Origin of the sequence: Streptomyces sp. NPDC059743, assembly GCF_042732975.1 — a bacterium.
Taxonomy (GTDB): Bacteria; Actinomycetota; Actinomycetes; order Streptomycetales; family Streptomycetaceae; genus Streptomyces.
The window spans coordinates 70,842-87,551 of the sequence record NZ_JBHWGS010000009.1; the positions used below are offsets into that span (position 1 = coordinate 70,842).

General features: G+C 71.6%; 1 protein-coding gene. It reads right to left on the bottom strand.

What is annotated here, in order from left to right:
• Positions 1–56: 56 nt before the first annotated feature.
• Positions 57–16,694: a type I polyketide synthase gene (locus ACFV6H_RS17650; RefSeq protein ID WP_385542635.1), complete on the bottom strand. Its 16,638-nt coding sequence runs from the start codon at positions 16,692–16,694 to the stop codon at positions 57–59.
• Between the last annotated feature and the right edge of the window lie 16 nt (positions 16,695–16,710).

Here is a 16,710-nt window from a genome sequence, read left to right on the forward strand (position 1 = left end):
GTTTCGCGTGCGAAGGGAGTGCGGCCGGGGCGGGCAGGGAGCAGCGGGCAGAGAGTTCAGGACTCCGTGGAGCGGCCCAGTTCGTTGTCGATGAAGGCGAACACCTCGTCGGCGCTCGCGGCCTCGATCCGTTCCGTGACCACGGGTCCGCCGTTCTCCTGGCCGGGTCCGTCCCACCGCGCGAGCAACTGCCGCAGCCGTCCGGCGACACCGTTCCTGGTGACCTCGTCGAGCGCGCCCGTGGCGAGCGCCGCCTCCAGCCCGTCGAGCGCGGCCAGCGGCGACGGGCTGGCGTCCTCCTCGGTGCCGCCCAGCAGCTCCGCCGCGAGATGCCGGGCGACGGCGGCCGGTGTCGGATGGTCGAACACGAGAGTGGCGGAGAGCCGTACCTCCGTACGCGCGGTCAGCCGGGTGCGCAGCTCCACCGCCATCAGGGAGTCGAAGCCCAGCGCGCTGAAGTCCCGGTCGGCGGGGATCGCGTCCGCCGCGGTGTGTCCCAGTACGGCGGCGGTCTCGGCCCGTACCAGCTCGACCAGTCGCGCTTCCCGTTCCTCCTCGTCCAGCTCCGCCAGCCGCCGGCCGAGCCCGGTGGTACGTCCGCGCGCGGCGGCGGCCGTACGGCGGCGCCTGCGGAGCAGTCCGCGCAGGATCGCCGGGATCTCGGCCGTGGTGAGCGCCGCCCGCTCGCGCGCTCCCTCGGCGATCAGCACCGGGACGAGCAGCGCCTCGTCGCGGGCGGTCGCGGCGTCGAACAGCGCGAGTCCCGTTTCCACCGGCAGCGGAGCCAGGTCCGAGCGGGCCATACGGCCCAGGTCGGAGTCGCTCAGCGCGCCGGTCATACCGCCGCCGTCCTGAGCCCATGGGCCCCAGGCCAGAGAGACGGCGGGCAGTCCGAGGGCGGTACGGTGCAGGGCCAGCGCGTCCAGGAAGGTGTTGGCAGCGGCGTAGTTGCCCTGTCCCGGGCCACCGGTGATCCCGGCGACCGAGGAGTAGAGGACGAAGCCGGCCAGCCCGAGACCGCTGGTCGCCTCGTGCAGATGCCAGGCCGCGTCCGCCTTCGGACGCAGTATCCGGTCGATCAGCGCGGGCGTCAGCGAGCCGACGGTGGCATCGCCGAGCACTCCGGCCGTATGGACCACGGCGGTCAGCGGATGTTCGGCCGGTACGTCCGCCAGCAGTCCGTCCAGCGCCGTACGGTCGGCGACATCGCAGGCGGCGACGGTCACCTCGGCGCCCTGGGCGGCCAGTTCGGCCCGGAGCTCCTCGGCGCCGGGCGCGTCGGGGCCGCGCCGGCCCACGAGCAGCAGATGTTTGATGCCGTGCGCGGCCACGAGATGCCGGGCCAGCGCGCCGCCGAGGGCGCCGGTGCCGCCGGTGATCAGGACCGTACCGTCACGGTTCCAGGACCGGATGCCGTGCTCGGGCGACGGGACAGGGCCCTGCGGCAGCCGCGACAGCCGGGCCAGCCGGATCTCGCTGCCGCGCACCGCCGCCTGGGTCTCTCCGGCGTCGAGCAGGGCGGGCAGCGCGGGCAGGACGGTACGGAGTGTGGTGGTGCTGATGTCCCGGAGATCCTCCAGATCGAGCAGCAGGAAGGCGCCCGGGTGCTCCGACTGCGCGGAGCGGACCAGGCCCCAGACCGGCGCCGCGGCGAGATCCCGTACATCCTCTCCGGCCGCGGTGGCGACCGCGCCACGGGTGAGGAGCACCAGCTGCGATCCGGCGGTCCGCCGATCGGCCGACCAGGTGCGGAGCAGATCCAGTACGGCGCCGGTCACGGCCCGCATCCGGACGGGAAGCGGTTCTTGATGTTCCTGATGATTCGTCAGATCACTGATGGCCGGGGCCAGTACGAGGTCGGGCAGCGGCTCCCCGGAGTCGAGGAGTTCGCGCAGCGATCCTGCCCGTACGAAGGGACCGTCCATCGCGGTCAAGGTGTCTCCCAGGACCGCCCAGCGTCGATCGGTGAAGGACGCGGTCGTATTCGGCGCGACCGGCGCGGGCACCCAGTCGAGGCCGAACAGCGGGCTCGGGCGCCGTTCGTCGGCCTCGGTCGCGGTCTCCACCTCGGCGGCCGGACGCAAGGTCAGCGAGCGCACCGAGATCACCGGTGCGCCCTCCTCGTCGACGGCCACCAGCTCCACGGTGTCCTGGCCGGTCGCGGTCAGCCGTACCCGCAGTGCCGTGGCGGCGCCCGCGTAGAGCGTCAGTCCCCGCCACTCGACCGGGACGGTCCCGGTGAGCGTGCCGACAGTACCTTCGGCGGCTTCTGTGGCTTCGGTGCCCAGCAGGCCCGCCGCCCGGACGGCGGCCGTCAGCAGCGCCGGGTGCATCGCGAACGTCCCATGCGTACGGGCCTCTTCCGCGAGGGCGACCTCGGCGAAGACCTCGCCGTCCTGGAGCCAGGCCGCCCGCAGACTGGACGCACCGGCCATGTCGGTCGGCTCCGGGTCGCCGTCCGCGTCCAGATCCGGGTCCTGGTACCGGGACAGGTCCACGGGTACGGCCCCGGCCGGCGGCCAGGGCCCGGCGCCGATCTCCAGGTCCGGTGCCCGGTGCTCGGCGGCCAGCACACCGGTCGCGTGCAAGGTCCATGGCAGCTCGGCGGTGGCTTCGGCTCGCGCGTGCACGGTCAGCGAGCGTCGGCCCGTCACGTCGGCCGCGGCCACCCGTACCTGTACCCGTACCGCGCCCTCCTCCGGCACGACGAGCCCGGCGGCGACGGTCAGTGTCTCGACCGTGTCGCAGCCGACCTCGTCACCGGCCCGTACGGCCAGTTCGGCGAAGGCCGCCACCGGTACCGCGGCGCCTCCTGCGACCTGACGGTCCATCAGCCAGGGATGGGTCCGGGCGGACAGCCGTCCGGTCAGTACCACCTCGTCGGAGCCGGCCACGGTCGTGGCCGCGCCCAGCAGCGGATGCTCCGCGGCCACCAGGCCCAGCCCGGAGGCGTCACCCGAGGACACCGGCGCCGACGGCCAGTAGCGCTCGCGCTGGAAGGCGTACGTCGGCAGCTCCACCCGGCGCGCGCCGGTCCCCGCGAAGATCCCGGACCAGTCGGCCGGAGCGCCGTGCGTATGCAGTTGGGCGAGTGCGGTGACCGCGGTCAGTTCCTCGGACCGGTCCTTGCGCAGCACGGGCACCACGACCGCGCTGTCCGGTACGGACTCACGGGCCAGGGCGGAGAGCACTCCGTCCGGGCCCAGTTCGAGGAACGTACCCACGCCCTGCTCGGCCAGCGTTCGTACGCCGTCGGCGAAGCGGACGGTCTCGCGGACATGCCGTACCCAGTACTCGGGCGAGCGCAGTTCGTCCGAGGTGGCGAGCGCGCCGGTCACATTCGACACCACCGGCACCGACGGCCCGGCGAAGGCCAACTCCTGTGCGACCGCGCGGAATTCGTCCAGCATCGGATCCATGAGCGGTGAGTGGAAGGCATGGCTCACCGGGAGCCGTGTCGTTCTGCGTCCCTCGGCGGCCAGACGTTCCGCCGTCCGCAGGACCTGGTCCTCGTCGCCCGAGAGCACCACGGACCGTGGCCCGTTGACCGCGGCGATCGACACTCCCTCGGAGAGCAGCGCGGCGATCTCGTCCTCGCTCGCCTCTACCGCGACCATGGTTCCGCCCACGGGCAGCGCGTCCATCAGCCGGGCCCTGGCCGCCACCAGCCGGCAGGCGTCGGAGAGTCCGAGCACTCCGGCCACATGGGCGGCGGCGATCTCGCCGATCGAGTGGCCCGCCACAAAATCCGGTGCGACGCCCCAGGACTGGACCAGCCGGAAGAGCGCCACCTCGATCGCGAACAGAGCGGGCTGGGCAACGGCGGTACGGTTCAGCGCCTCGGCGTCGTCGCCCCAGATCACCTCGCGCAGCGGACGGGCCCGGCCGGCGGACTCGGCGTCGAAATGGGCCAGTACGGAGTCCAGCGCGTCCGCGAAGACCGGGAACCGCTCGTACAACTCGCGTCCCATACCGAGCCGTTGAGAGCCCTGACCGGAGAAGAGCACCGCCGTGGGCCGCTCGGCCGCCGCCGCGCGGGCGACTCGGGCGACTTCGGAGATGCCCTGGTCCGTCGCCAGCAGTACCGCCCGGTGCTCGAACACCGAACGGCTCGTGGACAGGGAGAACCCGATGTCGGCCGAGGAGAGTTCGGCGTGTTCGGCCGTGAACTCCCTTAGCCGCTCCACCTGTTCGCGCAGTGCGGCCTCGCTCCTGGCCGAGACCGGCCACGGCACCGCGTTCGGGACCACGTCCGGGGCCGCGCCCGGAAGCGTGGGCTGGGCGTCCGTAACGGCCTCCGGGGCCTGTTCCAGCACCACATGCGCGTTGGTGCCGCTGATGCCGAAGGACGAGACACCGGCCCGCCGTACGCGATCGGTCCGAGGCCACTCCCTCCGCTCGGTCAGCAACTCCACCGCGCCGGAGGACCAGTTCACCCGGGTCGAGGGCTCCGTGACATGGAGTGTCCGCGGCAGCACACCGTTGCGGAGCGCCAGCACCATCTTCATCACGCCCGCGACACCGGCCGCGGCCTGCGTGTGGCCGAGGTTGGACTTCACCGACCCGAGCAGCAGCGGACGCTCCGGATCACGGTCACGCCCGTACGTCGCCAGCAGCGCCTGTGCCTCGATCGGATCGCCCAGCGTGGTGCCCGTACCGTGCGCCTCCACGGCGTCCACATCGGCGGGTGTCAGCCCGCCGGCGGCGAGGGCCTGGCGGATCACCCGCTGCTGGGAAGGACCGTTCGGAGCGGTCAGTCCGTTCGACGCGCCGTCCTGGTTGATCGCGGAACCGCGCAGGACCGCCAGGACCTCATGTCCCTCGCGCCGCGCGTCCGAGAGCCGCTCGACAACGAGCACACCGACGCCCTCCGACCAGCCGGTGCCGTCCGCCGCGTCGGAGAACGCCTTGCAGTGGCCGTCGGGCGCGAGTCCGCCCTGCCGGGTGAATCCGGCGAAGCTGGTGGCGGTCGACATCACGGTGACTCCGCCGACCAGCGCCATCGAGCACTCACCGCTCCTGAGCGCCTGGGCCGCCCAGTGCAGGGCGACCAGCGAGGAGGAGCAGGCGGTGTCGACAGTGACCGCCGGGCCCTCGAAGCCGAAGGCGTAGGAGAGCCTGCCGGAGATGACACTGGCCGCCAGGCCCGTGCCCGCGTGGCCCTCCACGTCCTCGCTCGCGCGGAGGATGAGATGGGCGTAGTCCTGGCCGTTGGTGCCGATGAAGACACCGGTCCTGCTGCCGCGCAGCGCGGCCGGATCGGTGCCGGTCCGCTCGAACGCCTCCCAGCCCACCTCCAGCAGCAGCCGCTGCTGTGGATCCATGGCGAGCGCCTCGCGCGGTGAGATCCCGAAGAATCCCGGGTCGAACTCCGGTGCCTCGTAGAGGAATCCGCCCACGCGGGTGGCGCTGCGGCCCTGGCCGTCGCCCGCGAGGACATCGAGGTTCCAGCCACGGTCGGTGGGAAACTCGGCGATACCGTCACGGCCCTCGGCAAGCAGCCGCCACAGCTCCTCCGGCGAGCGCACGCCGCCCGGGAACCGGCAGGCCATACCGACGATCACGACCGGGTCCTCATCGACCGAGGTGGCCGCTGTGGCGAGGGCGGCGCCCGAGCGGTGGGCGGCAGATCGTTCCTCGGACGACCGCTCGTCGGCCGGTTCACCGAGCAGTTCGGTGAGCAGCCGGTCGGCGAGCGCTCGTGGAGTGGGATAGTCGAAGACCAGGCTGGCAGGGAGTGCGAGACCGGTCAGCTCGGTGAGCCGGTTGCTCAGCTCGACGGCGGTCAGCGAGTCGAAGCCGAGATCGCGGAAGGCCTTGTCGCCCTTGATCGCGTCGGCGCCGGTATGACCGAGCACCGCGGCGCAGTGAGTACGGACGACGCTCAGCAGCATCGCCGTACGCTCGCCCTCCGGGACTCCGCGCAGCCGCTCCCGCAGTCCGGACGCCGCCGATTCGCCGTCCTTCCGGGCGTTCTGAATTGCCGTCAGCGCGCGCTGGGCAGCGGGCAGTTCGGCGAGCAGCGGGCTGGGACGCAGGCTCAGCAGCGCGGTGAGCAGCTCCGGCTGCTGGAGGTCTGCGAGGACAACGGTCGGCCGGGGCTCGGCCACCACTCGCAGCAGCGCGGAGACGGCCAGCTCGGGATCGAGGGCGCCCGAAGCGCGCTGGTGGCCCGGTCCGTCCGTACCTGCACGGGTGGCGTCCGCGCCATTGGTCCCTCCGGCCATGCCCGCGCCGTCCCACGCGCCCCAGGCGATCGAGGTCGCCGGAAGTCCCAGCGCCCTGCGCCGCTCGGCCAGCGCGTCGAGCATCGCGTTCGCCGCCGCGTAGTTGGCCTGGCCGGGATTGCCCACCGAGCCGGCCACCGAGGAGAACAGCACAAACGCGGAGAGGCCGAGATCACGGGTCAGTTCGTCCAGCAGCAGGGCGGAGGCGACCTTCGCGCGGAAGACCGTCCCGAACCGCTCGGGCGTCAGTCCGGCCAGTACGCCGTCGTCCAGCACACCGGCCGTATGCACCACGCCTGTCAGCGGGCAGTCCACCGGGATGGCCTTGAGCGCCCGTTCCAGTTGGTCCCGGTCGGCGACATCGCAGGCGGTGACGGTGACGCGGGCGCCGAGCGCGGTCAGCTCCGCGAGCAGCTCGGTCGCGCCGGGCGCGGCAGGTCCTCGGCGGCTGAGCAGCACGAGATGCCGGACGCCCTCGCTCGCCAGCCGTCGGGCCACGCGCGCGCCGAGCGCGCCGGTACCACCGGTGATGAGGACGGTGCCGGACGGCTCCCAGCGCTCCTCGCTCTCGACGGCGGAGCCGGCGGCAGAGTCAGTGGCGGAGTCGGCGGCGGAGTCGGCGGCGGGCGCGGGCAGCATCCGCCGGCCGTAGACACCCGAGGCGCGGACCGCGAGCTGATCCTCGTCGCCCGTGTCCGTCAGTACGGCGATGAGGCGGCGTACGGCGCGTTCGTCCAGCTCGTCGGGGAGATCGACCAGTCCGCCCCACCGCTGCGGATGTTCGAGGGCCGCGACCCGGCCGAGACCCCAGACGGCGGCCTGTGCCGGACCGGCCGACGGCTCGGCGGGCACGGCCCGTACCGCGCCGCGTGTGACGGTCCACAGCGGGGCCGCGATACCGGTGTCACCGAGCGCCTGGACCAGTGCGGCGGTGGCGAGCAGTCCGACGGGCACACCGGTGGCGTCGGCAGACTCGTCCAGCGCGAGCAGGGACACCACGCCCGCGACACTTTCGGTGTCCGGGACAGCGGCGGCGAGTCGCGCGGCCAGCGCGGCACGGTCGATGGCGCCGGTCCCGTCGATGCCCTTGGCGTCCTCGGGTCCTTCGGTCGCCTTGATATCCACTCGTACCACCGACTGGCCCAGGCCAGTGATCAGCGAGCTCACCCACGCGTCGGCGACTCCGGCCGCAGGAGCGAGCACCAGCCAGCTGCCAGAGGGGGCGGCGGCCGAGGCGGTGCTGAGCGTCAGCGGCTGCCAGGCCTCGCGGTAGCGCCAGGAGTCGACGGTCGACCGAAGCCTGCGCCGGGTGCGCCACGACGACAGGGCGGGCAGTACGGCGCCGAGCGAACCGCCGTCCACTTCGAGCCGCGCGGCCAGGGACTCCAGATCCTCCCGCTCCACCGCGGCCCAGAACTCCGCGTCGACCGGATCCGTACCGTCCACCGGCTCCGCGCCGGCCACCTCGGGCCAGAACCGCTCCCGGTCGAAGGCGTAGGTCGGCAGATCCACCTGCCGGGCGCCCGTTCCCGCGAAGAACGCCGGCCAGTCCACGGAGGCACCGGCCACATGGAGCCGCGCCACCGCCGTGACCAGCGCGGCTTCCTCACCGTGGCCCTTACGGAGCGCCGGGACCACCACGGCGTCCGTGGGCAGGGACTCCCGGGCGGGCGCGGAGAGCACGGTGTCAGGGCCCAACTCCAGGAAGACGGTGGCGCCTTGACCGGCGAGAGTACGGACGCCATCCGCGAAGCGCACCGGCTCGCGGACATGCCGTACCCAGTGGTCGGCGGAGCACAGCTCCTCGGCCGAGGCGAGACTGCCCGTCAGACCGGACACCACAGGGATGGTCGGCTGACGGTATGTCAGCCCTTCGGCCACCGTGCGGAACTCGTCCAGCATCGGGTCCATCAGCAGCGAGTGGAAGGCGTGCGAGACACGGAGACGAGTGGTCCTGCGGCCCTGTTCCGCCAGCCGGGCGGCGAGCTCCAGGACGGTGTCCTCCTCGCCGGAAATCACCACGGAGGAGGGCCCGTTGACGGCGGCGATCGAGATCTGGCCGACGAGATACGGAGTGATCTCGTCCTCGGTGGCCTGTACGGCGACCATCGCACCACCGGCCGAAAGCGCCTGCATCAACGAACCACGGGCCACCACCAGTCGGCAGGCGTCCGCCAACGAGAACACGCCCGCCACATGGGCGGCAGCGATCTCACCGATCGAATGCCCGGCTACGAAATCGGGCCTGATTCCCCATGACTCCACCAGTCGGAACAGCGCCACCTCGATCGCGAACAGGGCGGGCTGAGTGGAGCCGGTGGCATTCAGCGCCTCGGCGTCCTCGCCCCAGATGACCTCCCTCAGCGAGTACCCCAACTCACCGTCCAGCAGCGCCAGTACGGAATCCAGCGCCTCCGCGAACACCGGGAACCGCCCATACAACTCACGGCCCATACCCAGCCGCTGCGAACCCTGGCCCGAGAACAGCACCGCCGTCGACCGCTCGGTGCCCAGGCCCCGGGCGATCTCCGTGACGCCCTGGTCCGTCGCCAGCAGTACGGCTCGGTGCTCGAAGAGCGACCGGCCCATCGCCAGCGAGTAGCCGATGTCCACGGCAGATCCCGGCTCGACCTGGGAGGACTCCACGGTGGACTCCCCCGCGAGGACCTTGATCCGGGCGAGCTGACCGTCCAGCGCCGACTCGCTCCTTGCCGATACGAGCCAGGGAACGGCACCCGGGACGGAGGCCGACGCGGCCTCCTCGGCCGGCACCGGTTCCGCCTGTTCAAGGACCACATGGGCGTTCGTGCCGCTGATGCCGAAGGACGAGACACCGGCCCGGCGGGCGCGCCCGGTCTCCGGCCAGGGAACGGTGTCGGCCAGCAGTTCCACGGCGCCGGCCGACCAGTCGACATGCGTCGACGGCTCGGTGAGATGGAGTGTGCGCGGCAGAGTGCCATGGCGCAGCGCCATCACCATCTTCACCAGCCCGGCGGCGCCCGCGGCGGCCTGGGTATGACCGATGTTGGACTTGACCGAGCCGAGCAGCAGCGGCCGGCCGGTGTCGCGGTCCTGGCCGTAGGTGGCCAGCAGCGCCTGTGCCTCGATCGGATCGCCGAGCGGTGTCCCGGTGCCATGGGCCTCCACCGCGTCCACATCGGAGGGCAAGAGACCGGAGTTGGCGAGCGCCTGCCGGATCACCCGCTGCTGTGCGGGACCGTTCGGCGCCGTCAGTCCGTTGGAGGCGCCGTCCTGGTTGACCGCGCTGCCCCGGACGACCGCCAGCACCCGGTGGCCGTTGCGCCGCGCGTCGGACAGCCGCTCCAGGACCAGTACGGCCGCGCCCTCGGACCAGCCGGTGCCGTCGGCCGAGTCTGAGAACGCCTTGCACCGGCCGTCGCCCGCCAGTCCGCCCATCCGGGAGAAGCCGGCGAAGTTCGCGGCGGTGGTCATCACCGTCACACCGCCCGCGAGCGCGAGCGAGCACTCGCCGCCGCGCAGCGCCTGGGAGGCGAGATGCAGCGAGACGAGCGACGACGAGCAGGCCGTGTCGACGGACATCGCCGGGCCTTCGAGCCCGAGCGCGTACGCCAGCCGCCCGGAGACGACACTGACCGCGAGGCCGGTGGTCGCGTGGCCCGCCATGTCGTCCTTGGAGCGCATGACGAGACCGGCGTAGTCCTGGCCGCTCACTCCGACGAAGACACCGGTACGGCTGCCGCGCAGGGCCGCCGGATCGATGCCGGCGCGTTCGGCCGCTTCCCAGGCGACTTCGAGGAGTACGCGCTGCTGAGGATCCATCGCCAGTGCCTCGCGCGGCGAGATCCCGAAAAATCCGGCGTCGAAGTCGGCAACGTTCCGCAGGAATCCGCCCTGTCCCTCGGCGGCGCCGATGGACGGATCGCTCTGCCAGCCTCGGTCGGTGGGAAAGCCGGAGATGGCGTCCTCGCCGGAGAGGACCAGCTCCCAGAGTCCTTCGGGCGATTCGACACCGCCTGGGAAGCGGCAGCTCATTCCCACGATGGCGATCGGATCGTCGATGGTGCCGGCGCTGTCGGCGGACTCGCGCGCGGTGACGGCCGCGACGCCGTCCACGGTGCCGTCCGCGCCGACCAGTTCGTCCAGCAGATGGGCGGCGAGCCGCGCGGGCGTGGGGTAGTCGAAGATCAGGGTGGCGGGCAGCGTCAGTCCGGTGGCGGAGGAGAGGCGGTTGCGCAGTTCGACGGCCGTCAGCGAGTCGAAGCCGAGCTGCCGGAACTCCCGTTCCACGGCGATGGCCTCGGGCGAGGAGTGCGCGAGGACCACGGAGGCCTCGGTACGGACGAGATCCGTGAGCAGCCTGGGCCGTTCGTTCTCGCGCAGCGCTGCCAGCCGTTCGACCAGGCCGGCCCGGGACACGCTCGCGGCGCCGCTCTTCGCGGCGCGGCGGCCGGTCCGTACCAGCCCGCGCAGCAGGGCCGGGACACCGGCCGCAGAAGGGATCGTGCCGCCGCCGATGCCGAGCGGTACCACCAAGGCCTCGTCGCTCGCGGTGGCGGCGTCGAACAGCGCGAGTCCTCGCTCGACGGAGAGCAGCGGCATCCCGGAGCCGCCGACCCGGCGTACGTCGTGATCCTCCAGCGTGCTGGTCATGCCCACGCTCTGTTCCCAGGCGCCCCAGGCAAGGGAGAGTCCGGGCAGGCCCAGTCCACGACGATGGGCGGCGAGCGCGTCCAGGAAGGTGTTGCCGCCCGCGTAGTTGGCCTGTCCGGGACTGCCCATGACACCGGCCGTGGAGGAGTAGAGCACAAACGCGGCGAGATCGAGATCCCTGGTCAGCTCATGCAGATGCCAGGCGGCGTCGACCTTGGGACGCAGTACGGCATCCAGCCGCTCGGGCGTGAGCGAGCCGACGATCCCGTCGTCCAGCACTCCTGCCGTATGGACCACGGCGGTCAGCGGACGCTCCGACGGAACCGATGCCAGCAGCCCGGCCAGGGCTGCCCGGTCCGCCACATCACATGCGGCGACCGTCACCTCGGCGCCCAAGGTCCGCAGTTCGGCGGCCAGCTCGGGCGCGCCGGGAGCCTCCAGACCTCGCCTGCTGGTCAGCAGCAGATGCCGCACACCGCGTTCGACAACCAAGTGGTGTGCCAGCACACCGCCGAGACCGCCCGTGCCACCGGTGATCAGCACCGTGCCGTTGGAATCCCACACACGCGGCATCGTCAGTACGATCTTCCCCACATGCCGGGCCAGACTCATAAACCGGAACGCGTCCCGGGCCCGCCGTACATCCCAGGAACGGACCGGCAACGGCTCCAGCACGCCATGCTCGAACAGCTCTCTCAGAGCCACCAGCATCCGCTGGATACCGGCCGGATCCACCCAACCAAGGTCGAATGAACGGTAGTTGACGCCGTCGGGCAGATCGGCGGCATCACGGATATCGGTCTTGCCCATCTCCAGGAACCGGCCGCGCGGACTCAGCAGTCGCAGCGACGCGTCGATGAACTCACCGGCCAGGGAGTTCAGTACGACATCGATTCCTTCGCCGTCGGTGATGTCAGCGAAGGCCGCCTCGAAGTCCGTCGTCCGGGAGGAGGCGATATGGTCGTCCGCCACACCCAACGAGCGCAGCACATCCCACTTGCCCTCGCTCGCCGTCGCGAAGACCTCCGCACCCAGATGACGCGCGATCTGGATCGCCGCCATACCCACACCACCGGCACCCGCATGGATCAGCACCTTCTCACCACAGCCCAGACCCGCCAGCTCGACCAGCGCGTGATACGCCGTCAGAAACACCAGCGGCACCGAAGCCGCCGTCTCCCACGACCACTCCTCGGGTACGGGAATCATCCGGCGCTCGTCGCCCGCCACATGGGTGCCGAAGCCGCCGAAGAGCATGCCCATGACCCGGTCGCCGACCTGGAGGTCGGTCGCGTCGGGACCGACTTCGACCACGACTCCCGCCGCCTCGGAGCCGAACAGCCCGGCGTCGCCCGGATACATGCCCAGCGCGTTGAGGACATCGCGGAAGTTGACGCCGGCCGCACGGACCTCGATCCGTACCTCGCGTCCTGTCAGCGGCTCCGGCGTCTCGGGAAGCGGTGCCAGTGTCAGCCCGTCCAGACTTCCCTTAGCCCGACTGTCCAGCCGCCAGGGCACACCCGCCGGTGGCACCAGGCCCGTACCGGACTCCAGCCGCGCGAGCCGGCCGACGCGCAGCGCGCCCGAGCGGACCACGGCCTGTGGTTCGTCGGAGTCGGCCAGTGCGGGCAGCGCCGGAAGTGCCGCCGCCGACTCCGCCGTACCGTCCATGTCCACCAGCAGGAACCGGCCCGGATTCTCCGCCTGCGCCGAGCGGACCAGTCCCCAGACCGAGGCGGCGGCGACATCCGTGAGCTCATGGGCACCGTCCTCGACGGCGCCTCGGGTGACAAACACCAGTCGGGAGCCGGCGAACCGCCCCTCGGCGAGCCACTGCTGGATCAACTCCAGTACATGGCTGGATAGTTCATGTGCGAGTTCATGAGCGGACTCGGCGCTCCGCGCGCTGTCGCCCTTGAGCGGGACGACCACGATCCCCGGCAGACTCTCCTCGTCGCGGCCGGATGCGCCTGCTTCCGCGAGGAGTTCGGCGAGCGTCCGTACCGGCGCGCGCAGCCGCGCGGCGCCCGTCGAGGCGAGTGCGCCGGTCAGTCCCAGCTCGTCGGTGCCGAGCACCACCCAGTCGGTCTCCTGGGCCGCGCTCTCCGGTGTCACCGGCGTCCAGTCGACGCGGAAGAGGGAGTTGACCTCGTCGCGCCGGGCCTCGCCCGCGGGCGAAGGCCCCGCGGCCCTGAGCGCCAGTGACTCCACCGAGATGACCGGTTCGCCCTGGACATCGACCGCCGCCAGCCGTACCGCGTCCTGGCCGTTGGGTGTCACCCGGACGCGCAGGGCCGACGCGCCCGAGGCGTGCAGCGAGACTCCGTTCCATGCGAACGGCAGCAGGCTTCTGTCGTCGCCGTCCGCGCTGGCGAAGACCGTACTGTGCAGAACGGAGTCGAAGAGCGCCGGATGGACTCCGTACGCGTCCGCGTCGGCGACCTCCCGTGGCAGCGCGACCTCGGCGAAGATCTCCTCGCCCCGGCGCCAGACCGCGCGCAGTCCGCGGAAGACGGGCCCGTATTCGAGGCCGTTGCCCGCGTAGCGGTCGTAGAGGCCTTCGACATCGACCACGGTGGCGCCCTTGGGCGGCCATACGGTGGTGTCGAAACCGAGCACCCGCTCGCCGCTGCCGATCCGTCCGGAGGCGTGCGGCGTCCACTCGTCGTCGGGAGCGTCGGCGGGACGGCTGTAGAAGCGCAGCTCCCGTCGGCCGTCGTCGTCCGCGCCGCCGATGGCGATCTGCACCTGGACGGCGCCGGTACGCGGCAGGATCAGCGGTGCGGCCAGCATCAGATCGTCGACGCGGTCGCAGCCGGCCTGGTCGGCGGCGCGGATGGCCAGTTCGAGGAATCCGGTGCCCGGGAAGAACACCATGCCGCCCACGACATGGTCGGCCAGCCATGGGTGGGTGGCCAGGGAGAGCGTTCCGGTCAGCAGGAGTTCGTCGGAGCCCGCGACGGACATGGCCGCGCCGAGCAGCGGATGGTTCGCCGAGGTCAGACCGAGACCGGCCGCGTCGGCGGGCCGATAGGTCACCTGAGGCCAGAAACGCTCGTGCTGGAAGGCGTACGTGGGCAGATCCACCGGCCGCGCGCCGGTACCCGCGAAGAACGCCGGCCACTCCACCCGTACACCGTTCACATGGAGCCCGGCCAGCGCGGTGACGGCCGAGGTCTCCTCCGGCCGGTCCTTACGAAGCACCGGAACAGTCACAGCGCCTTCCGGCACCGACTCCTGAGCCATCGCCGACAGCACACCGTCCGGCCCCAGCTCCAGAAACGTACGCACACCCTGCTCGCCCAGCGTCCGCACACCGTCCGCGAAACGCACCGCCTCCCGCACATGCCGAACCCAGTACTCCGCAGAGCACAACTCCCCCGCCGACGCCAGCCCACCCGTCAGATTCGACACCACCGGCACCGACGGCTCCGCAAACGTCAACCCCTCAGCAACAGAACGGAACTCGTCCAGCATCGGATCCATCAGCGGCGAATGAAACGCATGCGACACCCGAAGACGACTCGTCTTACGGCCCTGCTTCTCCAGCCGGTCCGCCAGCTCCAGCGTGGCGTCCTCGGCTCCGGAAATCACCACGGACAGAGGCCCGTTGACGGCCGCGATCGACACCTGGTCGGTGAGCAGCGGCCGGATCTCGTCCTCGGCGGCCCGTACGGCGACCATCGCACCGCCCGTGGGCAACGCCTGCATCAACGACGCACGGGCCGCCACCAGTCGGCAGGCGTCCTCCAGCGAGAATACGCCCGCCACATGCGCCGCCGCGATCTCACCGATCGAATGCCCGGCGACGAAGTCCGGGGCCACGCCCCAGGACTCCACCAGCCGGAACAACGCCACCTCGATCGCGAACAGGGCGGGCTGCGTGGAGCCGGTGGCATTCAGCGCCTCGGCGTCCTCGCCCCAGACGACCTCCCTCAGCGAGTACCCCAACTCGCCGTCCAGCAGCGCCAGTACGGAATCCAGCGCCTTCGCGAACACCGGGTAGCGTCCGTACAACTCACGGCCCATACCGAGCCGCTGCGAGCCCTGCCCGGAGAACAGCACCGCCGTTCTGCCGCGTCCCGTGACCATGCCTTCGACGGTGCCCGGTGCCGTGCCGTCGCTCTCCAGCCAGGTCTTCAGCGCGTCACGTCCGGCGCCGCCGTCCTCGTCCGTGATGACGGCGAGACGGTGCTCCAGGCTCGCCCTGGTCGTCGCCAGGGAGAGCGCCACATCCGCCGGGCGCGGGCCCGGTTCGCGCTCCAGCCGGGCGAGCAGCAGGGACGCCTGGTCGCGCAGCGCTTCTGGTGTCCGGCCCGATATCACCCACGGCAGCGCCGCCGCCCGCCGTTCGGGAGCGATTGCAGTGGCGGTTCCAGCAGCGGTGACAGTGGCAGTAGCGGTGGCCTCCGGCTCAGATACGGCCGGCGCCTGCTCGATGATCACATGCGCGTTGGTCCCGCTGACGCCGAACGAGGAGACGCCCGTACGGCGCGGCCGGTCGGCCTCCGGCCATGCGCGCGCCTCAGTGAGCAGCTCGACCTTGCCGGCCGACCAGTCGACATGCGACGACGGCTCGTCGGCGTGCAAGGTCCGCGGCAGCACTCCGTGCCGCATCGCCATCACCATCTTGATCACGCCCGCGACGCCCGAAGCGGCCTGGGTGTGACCGATGTTGGACTTGACCGAGCCGAGGTACAGCGGGCGTTCACGGTCCTGTCCATAGCCCGCGAGCAGACTCTGTGCCTCGATGGGATCGCCCAGCGGAGTGCCGGTGCCATGGGCCTCCACCGCGTCCACCTCGGCGGGCGCCAGTCCCGCGTTGGCCAGCGCCTGCCGGATCACCCGTTGCTGCGAAGGGCCGTTGGGCGCGGTGAAGCCGTTGGAGGCGCCGTCCTGGTTGACTGCGGAGCCCCGTACGACGGCCAGGACCGGATGTCCGTTGCGCTGTGCGTCGGACAGGCGCTCCAGCATCAGGATGCCGGCGCCCTCCGCCCATCCGGTGCCGTCGGCCGAGTCGGCGAACGCCTTGCACCGGCCGTCCCGCGCGAGTCCGCCCTGTCTGCTGAACTCGACCAGCGAGCCGGGCGTGGACATCACATTGACACCGCCGGCGAGGGCGAGCGCGCACTCTCCGTTACGCAGGGACTGGACGGCGAGATGGAGGGCGACCAGCGAGGAGGAGCAGGCGGTGTCGACCGTGATCGCCGGGCCCTCCAGGCCGAGCGTGTACGAGAGCCGTCCCGACACGGCGCCGGCGGCGATACCGGTGCCGACATCGCCGGTCGCGTCGTCCAGCGACCGCACGAGGAGATACGCGTAGTCCTGGCCGTTGGTGCCGATGAAGGCTCCGGTCCGGCTGCCGCGCAGCCGTGTGGCGTCGATACCGGAGCGTTCGATGGCCTCCCAGGCGGTCTCCAGCAGCAGCCGCTGCTGAGGATCCATGGTGACCGCCTCGCGCGGTGAGATACCGAAGAAGCCGGGATCGAAGTCGGCGACACAGTCCAGGAAGCCGCCCTGCTGGCTGACGGAGGTGTCCCGGGCGTCGGTGGAGCTGTCGCGCAGCGCGTCCAGATCCCAGCCGCGGTCGGTGGGAAACGGCGAGATGGCGTCGGTGCCGGAGGCGACCAGATCCCAGAGCCCTTCGGGCGAGTGGACCTCGCCGGGGAACCGGCAGCCCATTCCGACGATCGCGATCGGTTCTTTGGCTGCGGCGACGAACATCCTGTTCTGCCGCCGCAGCCGTTCCGCCTCCTTCATCGCGGCGCGGAGTGCTTCCACAACACCGTTGGCGGACGCACTGTTGGTGGGGGCGTTCTCGGTGTGGGCATTCATGGTCTGCTCCATCGCT